Raw genomic sequence first — 14,612 nt, 5'->3', positions numbered from 1 at the left:
GGTCAGCAAGTATGTACTTGCTGACCTTTTTTAATGAATGGTACTATCGTTTTATACTTCCACAAGCATAGCTCCGAACGAATACCCACCTCCGAATACCGTGATCACAATATGCTCCCCTTTTTTGAAGGTATCCCACCGTTCTGAAAGCGCAATGGCACAACCGGCACAACCCGTGTTGCCATATCGTTGAATATTCGAAATCAGTTTCTCCTCAGATAATCCCAGCGTTTTCATCACATTGCGCGAAATACGGAGATTAGCCTGGTGAGGGAGAATATAATCCACATCAGCAAGCTCCAGACCGCACTGTTCGAGCACCTGTAAACTGGCTTTAGGCATGTATACGCAAGCGTTGATAAACACGTCGCGACCGTGGGGCATGGTAACGCCCCCGTCGGCGGGTTTCATCATCACGCCTGTCGTGGCCTTTGGTGTGTGTGCGGCTCCCCCGGTTTGTAGGGCTTTAATCGCGAAATCGCCTTCGCTCTGGCGTTCTTTGGTAATCAGCAGAGCCGCTGCTCCATCGCCCCACAAATGCCCTGAAATGGTGTCTGTCTCATTGTAATACAGTGTATTATGTTCCGACACAATGACCAGCGCACGGCTAGCTTTGTTGAGCGCAAAATAGCCCTCCACCACCTCAATCGCGTTCAGTAAAGATGAACAGGCGGTTGAAATGGAAATTACCGGAATATCGGCGATACCAAGATAGTGCTGTGCTTCATGAGCAATGGAGACAATGGTATCGTAAGGCGTGTAGGTGCCGCCTACAATCAAATCGACATTGGTCAGGTCTGCTTTCTCCATGAGCCGTTGAACAACCTCAACCGTCATGGTATTTGTGTTCTCGCCGGGAGCGGCTTTGCGTCGCTCCACAATTCCTGTTCGCTCAATAATCCACTCGCTGGACAGACCATTGAGTTGCGTAAAATGTTCATTGCCGACTACCTGCGAGGGCAGATAATGGCTTACTGCATGTATGTACATCAGGCCAAATAAGTAGGGCTAATCCAGGTATAACCTGAATTAGGCCTTAAAGTTAAATCCTTCCGGGAAAACGTGGTATTGGTCATTAGAACAATACCATAACGTATTCGATTTTTCATGTAAATGCACCCTAAATTCACTATCTAGTTTGCATAAAGCACCTGCTCATAAAACTGAAGTAGCTTTTCCGATTCGCTGGTCCAGTTATAAAACTGTTCAACTGCTTTCTGTCCTCGTTGCCCCATACGGCGGGCCTCATCAGGATTCTCGATCAAATAGGCGAGTGCATCAGCCACCTGTACCGGGTCATAGGGTGAAACGCAGAAGCCGCACTTGTGTCGATCAACAATGGCACGATAGAGCGGAAAGTCAGTAGTAACGACGGGAAGGCCCAGAGCCATGTATTCGAACAATTTTGTTGTATACGATTCTGGATAATCACCAACGGGTTTGAGTAAAGCCAATCCCGCAGTTGCCCGGGCAGCGTAGGGAAAAGCGATGCGCTGATCGGTGTATCCATAAAAACAAAGATGATTCCGAACTAGGGCATACTTAGTCAGTTTCTCCAATTTATCGACTGTAAAGGTACACCGACCAAACAGATGGACAATAAACCGGGGATGTGTTATTTTTAATTCAGCCAAACTGGCAACGAGTGTGTCGATTGCCCGATCAAAACTAAGCAGGCCAATATAGAACAGCGATGGCTCTTCCTGATTCGGATTATAAGGGGTTTGAAACGGCTCCAGGAAAGAAAGAAGTGGATAATTGTAAATGATCGCATGGGGCCTGGCTAGCACGGGATAGGTACTTAAGTAGCCATGTTCCGTGAAAATAAAATAGAAATGCTGCCGGGCGAGCTGGTCGAACCAGCGAAATGCTTTTTCCAGAAAATAGCCTTTGTTGACGTCTTTCCGGTGCATCTTCTTGTGGAGGTTTTCCTGTACCTCATAAATTACCTTCGCGCCAAAGAGCCAAAACACATACGCAAATGGAATAAATTCGGGTACATAAACATGAATGAGCTGAGGACGCAGCCAAAGGCAGCGAAGCAGTACAAAGGGGCCGGTAATGAGCACCCGCCAAACGACACGCTGATAATAAGGGAGCCAGACAAAACGAATAGCAGGCGTGATGGACGCATCGGCGTGGGGAAGTGCGCAAAAGACGTCGTATGTTCCGGCAAGCGTTTGACATTGCTTGAACACCACCCGTGGGTCATGAGCAGGATGGACCGTACTGATGTGCAAAACGCGGATTTTCTTCATTTAATCACGCCCAGGCTACGTAGTTCGGCATCAATTTTTTGGTTCCAGCGTTCCTGAGCCGCCTGGTTCAGGCTATGGTTCGTTTCGTCATCGTACTGGGTTTGCAGTTTGCTCATCTCCCGAAACGATTCAATGAACTGGTACTGTGTAATGCTATTGTAATCTTCCAGCGTAAGACTATCGGGGTGGATTTTTCGCTTGAACCGCTCGACAATGATCTTGGTGATGTCGAAATGGCGTTGTTCGTGATTGAGCGCGTAGGCATTATGCGCGTCCTGACGCGCCCACGAGGAAGGTTTCAACATATACGCTTTGGCCTGAAGATTCAGAATGATGACACCATCCTTCACCGTACTCTTGCCTTCATACGAAAAGCTGGTAAATACTTCGGCAGCATAATGGCTACCTTTTCGGGGTGGGGCCTGAAAGTCGGCCCAGGTTAGTTTTCGAGCCGTATTATAATGAACCGTATCGTCGTCTGTTAGTCGGGTATCGTCGATGAAATTAATTTTCAGGCTACGGGCCAGTTTTTCATTTCGTCCGCTCTCCCGTTTCATGTACTCATTCAGGCTACGCAGCGAGGCCACAACTGCTTGCCGAATAGTGGGTTCGATAACGTCCAGATTCGACAGCGGCCGGGTGTAGGTAGTGCTTCCCTGATAGTCGGTCAAACGGGTACTTGTGGTAACACCGGCGTCATCTTTACCCAACAGTTCGAAGGTTACGGCAAACGAAAACTGCCCGGATACCCGATTGCCAATAGCGGTCTCGCTTACCCGACACTGCCGAACCCGCATGGCAATGGGCCGTAGCGCTTTACTCTGCTTTAATCCCTGATCAATAAAGTGTTGGAAACTACTGGCAACGCCTTTGTCCAAATCGACGGGTTGTGGCGCCTGGTTAAGAACTAAAGCTAATCGGGCAACGGGGCCTCGGTCGGGGCGTTGGTCGGTAACGGCGGCAATGTAAAATTCTTTTGGAGCAAAGGGGAGTTGCTCCGAGCGAAGCCGAATAGGGTCAGGAGCTACTGAAAACGCCAACGACCCAATCAGGAACAGAAATAAAAAAACCTTATTCATACTACCCTAATAACGGCTCGTTTTGGTAAAAAGTGCAGCGCTAGTTCTATTGAAACGTTGTATCAAATGCTATGCCAGTAGCACTGATTACGACTTGGTTATCAGGATATAAAACGAAATACCTTATCGACAAAAACGCCCCCTGAATGACCATTCAGGGGGCGTCCAATCATGTATTGCTAAACCTTTAGTCGATCAACATGGCTTTGCCACTGACAACATCATTCTCAACGGTTTTGAACTTGACATCCCGCTTGACGGAGCCGTCGACATACTGAACATTGACACGGGCATTGCGGTCTAGCTTGGCGACGCGCAAAGGTGCCTGGCGAGGAGGCATCGGTGGTGCTCCAGCGCCCATAGCATCGTTTTCGGCCATTCGTCGGGCGTATTCTTCGGGACCCGTAGCCAGATGATCATCGTCAAAATCCTCCATGTTCGTATGGAGTTGTGGCTGCGGCTGCGGACGTTGCTGCGCCGGCGCCTGACGGATCTCCTGCTGGACTTCTTCTGCGTCTTGCGCCGGAATGTCGGCTTTAGTCAGAAAGCTGATGGTGTCGAAATTAACTTTGTTCAGGAAGCGTTTGAACAACTCGACCGACTCGAATTTATAGACGAGCAATGGGTCTTTCTGCTCAAAAACGGCGTTCTGTACCGACTGTTTCAGGTCATCCATTTCGCGAAGGTGTTCCTTCCACTCCTGGTCGATCACCGACAGCGTTACGGCTTTCTCCATTTCGGTCACGATGTCGCGAGCGCCCGATTCAACAGCTTTCCGTAAATCAGAAACAACCGTCAGCTCATGCATACCGTCCGAGAATGGCACCACGATATTTTTGATCTGATGACCCTGATCCGCCAATACCTGTGTCAGAACAGGCAGGGCTTTTTCGGCAATGGCCTGATTCTTGGCCTGATAATTTGCTTCGGCCTCATCATACAGTCGACGAATTTGATCTGGCTTTTTCAGGCGGTTAAACTCATCGGCACTCAAGGCGGGAGAAAGGCCAAGCGTGGTCAATAACTGGAGTTTTATTTCCTCGTAATTACCCTCGGCGTTGTTTACGGTTTCTTCCACTACGTCGTACATCGTATTAGCAATGTCGAGTGGTAAACGATCCCCAAACAGGGCATTCCGACGGCGCTTATAGATGGCCTCACGTTGATAGTTCATCACGTCGTCATATTCCAGCAACCGCTTCCGAATGCCGAAGTTGTTTTCTTCGACTTTCTTCTGTGCCCGCTCGATCGACTTGGTGATCATGGAATGCTGGATGACTTCGCCTTCTTCCAGACCCATCCGGTCCATCACCTTAGCAATCCGCTCCGACCCGAATAAGCGCATGAGGCTGTCTTCGAGCGAAACAAAAAACTGCGACGTACCCGGATCGCCCTGACGGCCCGCCCGTCCGCGTAACTGCCGGTCGACCCGGCGCGACTCGTGGCGTTCTGTACCGATAATGGCCAGCCCACCGGCTGCCTTCGATTCGGGCGTCAGTTTAATATCCGTACCACGACCGGCCATGTTGGTAGCAATGGTAACCGTGCCAGGAAAACCAGCTGTGGCTACAATTTCGGCTTCGCGCTGATGGTATTTAGCGTTCAAAACCTGGTGCTGAATCTTACGAATGGTCAGGAACCGGCTTAATAGCTCGGAGTTCTCGACTGACGTTGTACCAACGAGTACGGGACGGCCCTTTTCAACCAGACTGGCAATTTCATCCACTACGGCGTTGTACTTCTCACGTACCGAGCGATAGACTTTGTCTTCTTCATCAGCCCGGCTAATGGCCCGGTTCGTTGGAATAACGACGACGTCCATTTTGTAGATCTGCCAGAATTCAGAGGCTTCTGTTTCAGCCGTACCCGTCATACCCGCCCGTTTGTGGTACATGCGGAAGTAGTTCTGGAGCGTAACCGTTGCGTAGGTCTGCGTGGCGTCTTCAACCTTCACATTTTCCTTCGCTTCAACCGCCTGGTGCAATCCATCCGACCACCGGCGACCTTCCATGATCCGCCCTGTTTGTTCATCAACGATTTTCACCTTCCCGTCCATGATAACGTACTCGGTGTCTTTCTCGAACAAACAATAGGCCTTCAATAATTGGTTTACCGTGTTAATACGCTGCGTTTTGACCGCGTAGTCACGAACGACAGCTTCTTTATGCAGAATTTTCTCCTGTTCCGAGAACTCGCTGTCTTTATCGATAGTATTCAAGTCGATGGACAGATCAGGCAGGATAAAGAAATTTGGATCTTCGCCCGATCCGGTAATGTAATCGATGCCTTTCTCGGTCAGGTCGATACCGTTATGCCGCTCGTCGATGGTAAAATACAAAGGAGCATCGGCTTCCGGCATCAGCTTCTGGTTTTCGGCCAGGTAGATCGACTCTGTTTTTTGCAGCAGGGCTTTGTTCCCTGTTTCGCTCAAAAATTTAATGAGCGGTTTGTGTTTTGGTAAGCCACGATAGGCTCTGAACAACGATAAGCCCCCTTCTTTCTCATCGCCTGCCGCAATCTTCTTCTTGGCATCGTTCAGGAAGTCGTAGACTAATTTACGCTGCGCTTCGACCAGACGCGATACACGAGGCTTCAGTTCAATATAATCCTGCTCATCACCACGGGGCACCGGGCCACTGATAATAAGCGGTGTCCGGGCATCATCGATCAGAACGGAGTCAACCTCATCGACCATGGCGTAATGGTGTTTACGCTGCACAAGTTCACCCGTTTCGCGGGCCATATTGTCGCGCAGGTAATCGAAGCCAAATTCATTATTGGTTCCGTACGTAATATCAGCCAGGTAAGCCAGCTTACGCTGCTCCGAGTTTGGCTGGTGCTTATCGATGCAGTCTACCCGCATGCCATGAAACTCAAACAAGGGCGCCATCCACTCGGAGTCACGCTTGGCCAGGTAATCGTTGACCGTGACAATGTGCACGCCCCGACCGGCTAACCCGTTCAGGAAGGCTGGGAACGTAGCCACAAGCGTCTTTCCTTCGCCCGTTGCCATCTCCGCAATTTTACCCTGGTGAAGCACAACGCCCCCGATAATCTGAACGTTGTAATGCACCATATCCCATTTGATGGGCGATCCGGCAGCATCCCAGGTATTGGCCCAATGAGCTTGATCACCGTCGATAACAACATTTTTTTTGCGGGAAGCGATCTCATGGTCAAAATCGGTAGCTGTCACGGTAAGCTGCTCGTTTTCGGCAAAGCGACGGGCCGTTTCTTTCACGACGGCAAAGGCGCGGGGTAAAATATCCAGCAAGACCCGCTCCAGTTCGGTGTTCCGATCTGCTTCGAGTTTATCGATCTGGTTGAAAATCCGTTCCTTCTCGTTAACGTCTACCTCTGTCTGGCTGCCAAGGTCGTTTAGTTCAGCCAATTGGGCATCGATATCGCCCAGTTCCTGAGCAATATGCGCTTTAAGTTCGGCCGAAACGCGACGTAGCTCGTCGTTAGAAAGTTCTTTTAACTGAGCAAATTCAGCATTTACCTTCTCAACATAAGGAAGCAGTTCCTTTATATCCCGTTGCGATTTGGTTCCGAAAAATTTAGCTATGAGATTAATCATCGTATCGTTAATAATTGGTCGTCAATGGTCTATAGTACAGGTCAACAGGAGTGGTCCCTGTTGACTGACCAACCGACTTTTTTCTACAAATTTAGTGCATTACAGCGGGACTACAACCTAAGAGGCTCATGGATAGCCACTCCTTATCCTAAGGAAGTGGTGTTTTGATGAGAATCCATTACTTTTGCAGTTCAAATTTTGGCCCAATAGCCATTGTTTATGTTTCTTAAGGACAAATTGTCACGCTTTACCCATCGCATTCGCCCCTGTCACGTTGTTTTCCTGTTATTTTTACTGACAGGGTCATACCAGGCTATTGCTCAACGACCCCGTTCCCGGGTTGACCAGCTGAGCGACGAAGACGTACAAAACTTTTACAGGAAAGCGCAGGCGAGTGGGCTTAGTGAGGTTCAGATTGAGCAGGCCGCTATGTCGCAGGGCTATACCCTCGATGACATTGCAAAGATGCGGAAGCGCATCGCCCAGATTCGTACACTAACTTCATTACCTCAGAACAACCTTCCGCCCGAAAGCTTCAAAGGCAGATCGTTCCCCTCAGATCTTTCCATGCGCAACGATTCGTTATCTCCTGACACGATGCGCCGGGATACCAGTCGCAAGCTTAAGGTGTTTGGAGCCTCCTTGTTCGAAAATGCCAAAATGTCATTTGAGCCAAACCTACGCATCGCTACGCCCCGTAACTATGTAGTGGGTCCAGATGATGAAATTAAGATCGATATTTCGGGCGCTTCAACGGGGGCTTTTGACTTAAAAGTTAGTCCGGATGGCACCGTAAAAGTGCCTGACCTGGCACCTATTTTCGTCAGTGGGTTGACGATTGAACAGGCAGAGCAACGCATCATTGCCCGATTACGGCAGGGCGGTTACCAGGGATTGGGAAAAGCAGGCAGCGGCACCAGCGCTAACGTAAGCTTGACGAATATTCGGAGTATCCGGGTTATTCTGGTTGGTGAGGTCGTTCGGCCAGGTACATATACAATCTCGTCGCTGGGTTCTGTTTTAAATGCGCTATATCTGGCAGGTGGACCTAATCCTGAAACAGGATCTTTTCGGAAAATTCAGGTTATTCGAGGTAACCGCGTCGTCAGAACCCTTGATCTGTACGATTTCATTCTTCGCGCTGACCAGCGGGATAACATACCCTTACGGGATCAGGACGTAATTCGCGTAGCCGATTACGAGACTCACGTTGAGCTAAATGGGCAAGTGCGCCGACCCGCTATCTTTGAAGTACTACCCGGCGAAACGCTGAAAACGGTGCTGAGTTTTGCTGGTGGGTTTGGTGACGATGCGTACCGGGCGTCTATCACGTTACGGCGCAATACGGCCCGGGAACGTCGCATTATTTCCATCACTGAAGAACAAATCGCTGCGTTCGTACCTAAAGCTGGCGATAAATACAACGTTGGTAAGATTTTGGAACGGTATGAAAACCGGATTCAGATAGCGGGTGCTGTTATGCGGCCCGGCGATTATTCGCTCGAACCCGGTTTAGAAACGGTGAAGCAATTAATTACGCGGGCTGAAGGTCTTCGGAAAGATGCCTTCACCAACCGGGCAACCATTATTCGCGAGCGTGCCGACATGGATCGGGAGAATGTGTCCTTTGACCTGGGCAGATTAATGCGGGGCGAAATAGCGGATATACCCTTACAGAGTCAGGACAGTCTAACCGTACTATCGATTCGTGATCTCCGTGAAGAATACTATGTCACCATCGAAGGCGCTGTAAACCACCCCGACACAGTTGAATTTGTGGCTAACATGAGCGTAGCGGATCTTATTGCCCATGCCGGGGGCTTTCAGGAAGGCGCCAAGCCTAACCTGATCGAAGTAGCCCGTCGAATTCGTCAGGACTCCGTTGGAGTACGTACAACAACGCAGGAAATACATCGTTTTTCAATAGACCGCAATTTGAAAATTACGGCCATGGAAGGCAATTCGGATAATACTTCATTTAGACTCCAGCCATTCGATATTGTTTACGTTCGTACCTCAATCAATTACGAGGCACAACGGCAGGTGAATGTATCTGGGGAGGTAATGCAACCGGGTAACTATGTTATTTACAACCGTCAGGAACGTATTGGTGATGTCATTCAGCGAGCGGGCGGACTAAAACCGGAGGCCTACCTGGCCGGAGCTCAATTTAAGCGAAAAGGCCAGTTGATTGGGAATGACTTACGCAATCTCATCGCCGATCCAGGCGGTGAAGAAAACCTGTTGCTTCAGGATGAAGATACATTATTTATTCCCCGGCGCTCCGAAATTATCACCGTGCAGGGTGCTGTCCTAAACCCGGCATCAGTCAGTTACAAAGCGGATTATTCATTTAACGATTACATCAGCGAAGCGGGAGGGTTTACGGACAATGCACGACAGAGTAAAGCTTACGTGAACTACCCAAACGGGCGTAAGGACCGAACCCATCATTTCTTGTTCTTTACATCCCGCCCCCACGTTGAACCAGGGTCGACGATAGTCGTTCCCTTCAAGCCTATTGATTCTAATCGATTAAGTTCAGCAGAACGAATCGGTATTTTATCCTTACTGGCGACAGTCTCTATTGCGCTCATTAACGTTATACTTCGTTAACTATTCCTTTTGTTATACTTATGTCAGTTACGGAGGCTAAAAAAGAAGAAAAAATAGACGATGATGAAATAGAGATTCGGCTAAGCGATATCGTTGCCTTTTTAAAAAGAAGCCGAAACACTGTTGTACTGGTTGGCCTGATTTTTATGGCTCTGGGTGCGCTGTATGCGTTTTCGAAGCCAAATTTATATAGTTCGCAGGTAACGGTGATGCCCGAAATTCAGCCTAAAGCTGGTGGATTAGGTGGCTTGGGATCACTGGCTGGTTTAGCGGGAATCGATATTGGTAGTGTGGCAGGTGGTAATACAGATGCTATTCGGCCGGATATTTATCCAGATGTGATAAAGAGTGTCCCGTTCGCTCTTCAACTTTTAAAAGAGCCTGTTTATTCTCAGCTGTTTAAAAAGGAAACGTCGTTACAAACCTTTATCGAGGAGCAGCAAAGTCAATCGTGGCTTGGGGGAATTCTGGGCTCTGGCGATGGGGATGAAACACCAGTACCAGACCCTAAAAATCGGAGCAGGACTTTACAGATTACTAAAAAGCAGGAAGAGCTCATCAAGCAAGTACACAGTGCTGTAGCGGCTACTTACGATAAAAAGTCGGGAATTATTACCGTAAGCGCTACAATGCCCGATGCTGTGGTTGCGGCCACCGTAGCCCGTAAATCTTTAGAATACCTGACGAATTACATTATCAGTTACCGAACCGAGAAATCCAGAAATCAGGTTCGTTTTTTAACTCATCAAGTAGATGATGCAAAAAGTAGGTATCAGCGGGCGGAGTATGCGCTATCCAGTTACCGAGATCGTAACCGAAGTTTGTTTTTGGAGACGGCTAAACTAGAGGAGCAACGGCTGCAGGCAGATTTTGTGCTTACCCAGAACCTATATAGCGAACTTTCCAAGCAGCTCGAACAGGCAAAGATCAAAGTATCTGAAGAGTCACCGGTTTTTAAGGTATTGGAGCCAGCGCTGATCCCTTTGCGGAAAAGTGGCCCCAAACGAACATTAATAATCGTAGGTTTCACGGTTGCTGGTCTTTTCTTGGGTCTATTTGCCCAAGGAGTACGTCAATTTGTAGTAAACTCAAAAAAATAACTTTGTGAAAACAGCACTAATATGTGGCGTATCAGGGCAGGATGGGGCCTATTTAGCTGAAATTTTACTAAAGAAAGGATACAAGGTTTTTGGCGGTTCCAGAGATGCCCAGATGTCGTCATTTAGCAGTTTAAAGAAGCTAAATATTCGTCAGGATGTAGAAACCGTGTCAATAAGTATAAGCGATTTTCGCTCTGTTCTACAGACTTTACAACGTACAAAGCCAGATGAGATCTATAATCTGGCTGGTCAAAGCTCGGTTGGCTTATCGTTTGAACAGCCCGTGGAAACGCTAGAGAGTATTAGTGTGGGTACGCTGAACTTGTTAGAAGCTATTCGTTTCAGTAATCTGCCAACCAAGTTTTACAATGCCGGTTCCAGCGAATGCTTTGGTGATACCGGTAGTCAGGCCGCCAATGAGGAGACACCCTTTCGGCCACGTAGTCCTTATGGAGTAGCAAAAGCAGCCGCCTTTTGGCAAGTTGCAAATTACAGAGAAGCCTATCAGCTCCACGCCAGTACAGGTATTCTTTTCAATCACGAGTCGCCTTTACGACCTGAGCGGTTTGTAACCCAAAAAATTGTGGCCTCAGCCTGTCGAATTGCAAACGGTAGCAAAGAGACCTTAACGTTAGGAAACATCGATATTGCTCGTGACTGGGGTTGGGCACCGGATTATGTAGAGGCCATGTGGCTAATGCTCCAGCAAGAGCAGGCTGACGACTTTGTCATTGCTACCGGGCAAACATACCAGCTTCGTGACTTTATCCGGGTTGTATTTGATGCTGTTGGTTTGAACTGGGAGGAACATGTTAGGACGGATGCTTCGTTTTTTCGTCCTACCGACATTGCCGAAGGCCATGCCAGTCCGGCTAAAGCACGTGAAAAGTTAGGTTGGGTGGCTCAACACAATATGGAAGAAGTGGGCCGCTTAATGGTGAAGGAGTACGGAAAGCATCGATAATTAGTTTTTGACTAAACGCGAAAAGCACTCACTTGCTGACAGTGCTCTAACACAACATAGCTGCTTATGGCTTTTCTGAGAAGCTATTAATACAGGTATGAGTGTGGTCTATATCAATTTCATTCATTTCAATTTTCTAAATGAAAGTAGTCATTCTTGCCGGGGGGTTAGGTACCCGACTTAGCGAAGAAACGATCATTAAGCCAAAGCCAATGGTAGAAATAGGCGGCAAGCCGATGCTTTGGCACATAATGAAGATATATGCTTATTATGGATTCGATGAGTTCATCATCTGCCTGGGGTATAAAGGGCATATGATTAAAGAATACTTTATCAATTACTTTCTATATAATTCAGATATTACTGTAGAACTTCATAACAACAAGCTCGACGTTCACTATTCTACGGCAGAATCGTTCAAAGTGACGCTGGTCGATACGGGCGTAGAGACCAACACGGCTGGTCGAATTAAGCGAATTGAGCCCTACCTGGGTAATGATGAGACATTTATGTTAACGTATGGCGATGGCGTTGCCAACGTCAACATCCAGGATCTTGTCGATTTCCATAAAAAGCATGGGAAGCTCGCGACATTAACATCCATTCAACCGCCCGGCCGATTTGGAAATATTGAAACGGATGGTGATGGGTCTGTACTGCACTTTGAGGAAAAACCTCATGGGGATGGCAATTGGATCAACGGTGGTTTTTTTGTACTGAACCGGGGCATATTCAACTTTCTGCAGGGTGACATGGATTCCATACAATGGGAGAAAAAACCCCTGATCGATATTGCCCGGCAAAATCAACTGGCCGCTTATAAACACGATGGCTTCTGGAAATGCATGGACGCCATGAGGGATAAGATAGAACTGGAAGAACTGTGGAATAGCGATCAAGCCTTATGGAGAGTGTGGTAATGCAGGAACAGTATAGAGCTGCCTATCAAAATAAGCGGGTTTTTTTAACCGGGCATACCGGTTTCAAAGGCTCCTGGATGCTATGCTGGTTACATTCGCTCGGTGCTATTGTAAAAGGGTATGCCCTACAAGCTCCTGAAGAAGGGCTTTATAATGATATTAATGGCGATGCTCTTTGTCAATCCGTTATTGCTGATATACGCGATCAGAAACGGGTAAGAGAGGAAATTCTGGCTTTTCAGCCTGATTTCATTTTTCATTTAGCAGCACAACCACTGGTTAGGCGTTCCTATGAGATTCCCGCTGAAACATTTGAAGTGAATACGCTGGGAACGGTTTATGTGTTGGATGCCGTACAGCATCTACAGAAGCCATGCACCGTGGTGTTGATAACGACTGATAAAGTGTATGAGAACAAGGAATGGCATTATCCTTATCGGGAGAATGATCGTTTAGGCGGCTATGATCCCTACAGCGCCAGCAAAGCCACGGCAGAGCTGGTTATTTCATCCTATCGCAGTTCTTTCTTCAACCTCGATAAATACCAGGAACACCGGAAAGTGATCGTATCGGCACGGGCGGGTAATGTAATTGGCGGTGGCGATTGGTCACAGGATCGTATTATTCCTGACATAGTCAGGGCGTTGCAGAGCGGTGTGTCTATACCTGTTCGGAATCCCAATGCCATTCGGCCCTGGCAACACGTTCTTGAGCCTATTAGTGGTTATTTATTACTGGGCGCTAAGGCTACAGTAGAACCTTCCACGTACACTGGAGCGTGGAATTTTGGGCCCCATATGGAAGATTGTTTGAACGTACAGACGCTGGTCGAAACGGCTATCCGTGTTTGGGGTACGGGTGACTATACGGTGTTAACGGGCACTAATCAGCCTCATGAGGCCGGTCTGCTGAAGCTCGATATCAGTAAGACGACTAATGAGCTGGGCTGGAAGCCTAAATATAATTCGCACAAAGCCATACAAATGACGCTGGATTGGTTTAAACGATCTTCGGAGAATCGGGAAACGATCTCGGAATTTACGGGAAACCAAATCAGGGAATACATGCAGCTATGAGAAAAATTGTGCTCACAGGGGCATCTGGCTTTATCGGATCCGCTGTTTTAAAGCAACTGGTAAAAGATGGTAATGAAGCTATTGTGTTAGCGCGCAAAGACTCGAAGCAAGACCGGATAGCATCTTTATCCGGTTACCGAACCATCTACTACGAGGATTTACGTAAACAAGAACTCATCGATACCTTAGCGCCACACAAACCCGATGCCTTCATTCATCTTGCCTGGAAGGGAGTGGGTGGAAAAGATCGAAACGAAGCGTTTCAAATCACAGAGAACCTGCCGCTCACAATACACGCTGTAGAGTTGGCAAACGCAATTGGATGCCAACACTGGATTGGTATTGGCTCTCAGGCAGAATATGGAAACCCAAATTGCAAAGTTGCTGAAACTGCTCCCACCAACCCAACCACCTTATATGGGAAAGCTAAATTAGCTGCCTGCTGGGCATCGCTCGGGCTGGCCGAAAGTCTGGAGATAAAGGGGAGCTGGATTCGAATATTTTCTACATACGGAGTGGGTGATGAGCCTACCTGGTTCATTCCCTATATCATTTCCGAAATCCGACATGGGAGCGCTCCTAAATTAACCGCATGTGAACAACTCTGGGACTATTTATATGTGGATGATGCTGCACGAGCCATCTTGAGCGTTCTATATAAAGAGCTGACCGGTATCTATAATATTGGCAGTGGCCAGGCGATAACGTTAAAATCTGTTGTTGAGCGGATTAAAGATGCGCTCAAGTCTTCTGTAAACGTAGATTATGGCGCCGTACCTTATAAGCATGATCAGGTGATGCACCTTGAAGCGGACATCTCGAAAATCCAGCAACTGGCCGGATGGACACCTAACATTACCCTTGAACAGGGTATTAACCGACTAGTTAATGTTGGCGCATAAGCCGGTTTAACATCTTTCCGCCGACGATAAGAATTATGGCGGCTATTTTAGTAAGCGCAAAAGTCTAATTTACAGATACAGAAAGAACGGACTGGCGATAGATTTGATATTCACTTT

At 47.9% G+C, this 14,612-nt stretch carries 10 protein-coding genes; 6 read left to right on the top strand and 4 right to left on the bottom strand.

All coding sequences use genetic code 11. From position 1 onward, the window contains the following. Positions 1-51: 51 nt before the first annotated feature. The 4 genes from ACYVAM_RS12750 to secA all read right to left on the bottom strand — a co-directional run bounded on the left by ACYVAM_RS12750 (position 52) and on the right by secA (position 6,917). A complete protein-coding gene (locus tag ACYVAM_RS12750) occupies positions 52-990 on the bottom strand; it encodes a 3-oxoacyl-ACP synthase III family protein (RefSeq protein WP_461067509.1) in 939 nt (312 codons plus the stop codon). Between the two features lie 143 nt (positions 991-1,133). Next, positions 1,134-2,258 carry a glycosyltransferase gene (locus ACYVAM_RS12745; RefSeq protein ID WP_461067507.1) on the bottom strand — a complete coding sequence of 375 codons (1,125 nt, stop codon included), beginning with the start codon at positions 2,256-2,258 and terminating at the stop codon, positions 1,134-1,136. Next, entirely contained in the window at positions 2,255-3,337 is a 1,083-nt protein-coding gene (locus tag ACYVAM_RS12740; RefSeq protein WP_461067505.1) for a hypothetical protein, read from the bottom strand. Before ACYVAM_RS12740 ends, ACYVAM_RS12745 begins: the two co-directional genes overlap by 4 nt. Positions 3,338-3,524: 187 nt before the next feature. Then, positions 3,525-6,917: a preprotein translocase subunit SecA gene (gene secA / locus ACYVAM_RS12735; RefSeq protein ID WP_461067503.1), complete on the bottom strand. Its 3,393-nt coding sequence runs from the start codon at positions 6,915-6,917 to the stop codon at positions 3,525-3,527. Between the two features lie 219 nt (positions 6,918-7,136). Between secA and ACYVAM_RS12730 the strand changes: the two genes are divergently transcribed. From ACYVAM_RS12730 to ACYVAM_RS12705, 6 genes are all read left to right on the top strand, one after another. Beyond that, entirely contained in the window at positions 7,137-9,533 is a 2,397-nt protein-coding gene (locus tag ACYVAM_RS12730) for an SLBB domain-containing protein (protein ID WP_461067501.1), read from the top strand. A 20-nt stretch (positions 9,534-9,553) separates the two neighbouring features. After that, positions 9,554-10,633, top strand: coding sequence for a GNVR domain-containing protein (locus tag ACYVAM_RS12725; RefSeq protein ID WP_461067499.1), 1,080 nt, complete (start codon positions 9,554-9,556; stop codon positions 10,631-10,633). Positions 10,634-10,637: 4 nt separating this feature from the next. Beyond that, complete coding sequence (locus ACYVAM_RS12720; RefSeq protein WP_461067497.1) at positions 10,638-11,597, top strand: GDP-mannose 4,6-dehydratase; 960 nt, start codon at positions 10,638-10,640, stop codon at positions 11,595-11,597. Between the two features lie 140 nt (positions 11,598-11,737). After that, positions 11,738-12,517, top strand: a complete 780-nt coding sequence (gene rfbF, locus ACYVAM_RS12715; RefSeq protein WP_461067495.1) for a glucose-1-phosphate cytidylyltransferase — start codon at positions 11,738-11,740, stop codon at positions 12,515-12,517. After that, the gene (gene rfbG, locus ACYVAM_RS12710) at positions 12,502-13,593 is read left to right on the top strand and encodes a CDP-glucose 4,6-dehydratase (protein ID WP_461067493.1); all 1,092 of its coding nucleotides are present in this window, start codon (positions 12,502-12,504) and stop codon (positions 13,591-13,593) included. Before rfbF ends, rfbG begins: the two co-directional genes overlap by 16 nt. Then, complete coding sequence (locus ACYVAM_RS12705; RefSeq protein WP_461067491.1) at positions 13,590-14,495, top strand: NAD-dependent epimerase/dehydratase family protein; 906 nt, start codon at positions 13,590-13,592, stop codon at positions 14,493-14,495. Before rfbG ends, ACYVAM_RS12705 begins: the two co-directional genes overlap by 4 nt. The last annotated feature ends 117 nt before the right edge of the window (positions 14,496-14,612 follow it).

Source organism: Spirosoma horti (genome assembly GCF_054776595.1).
The sequence above is the reverse complement of the archived record's forward strand: the minus strand, read 5'-3'. Positions and strand labels throughout refer to the sequence as shown.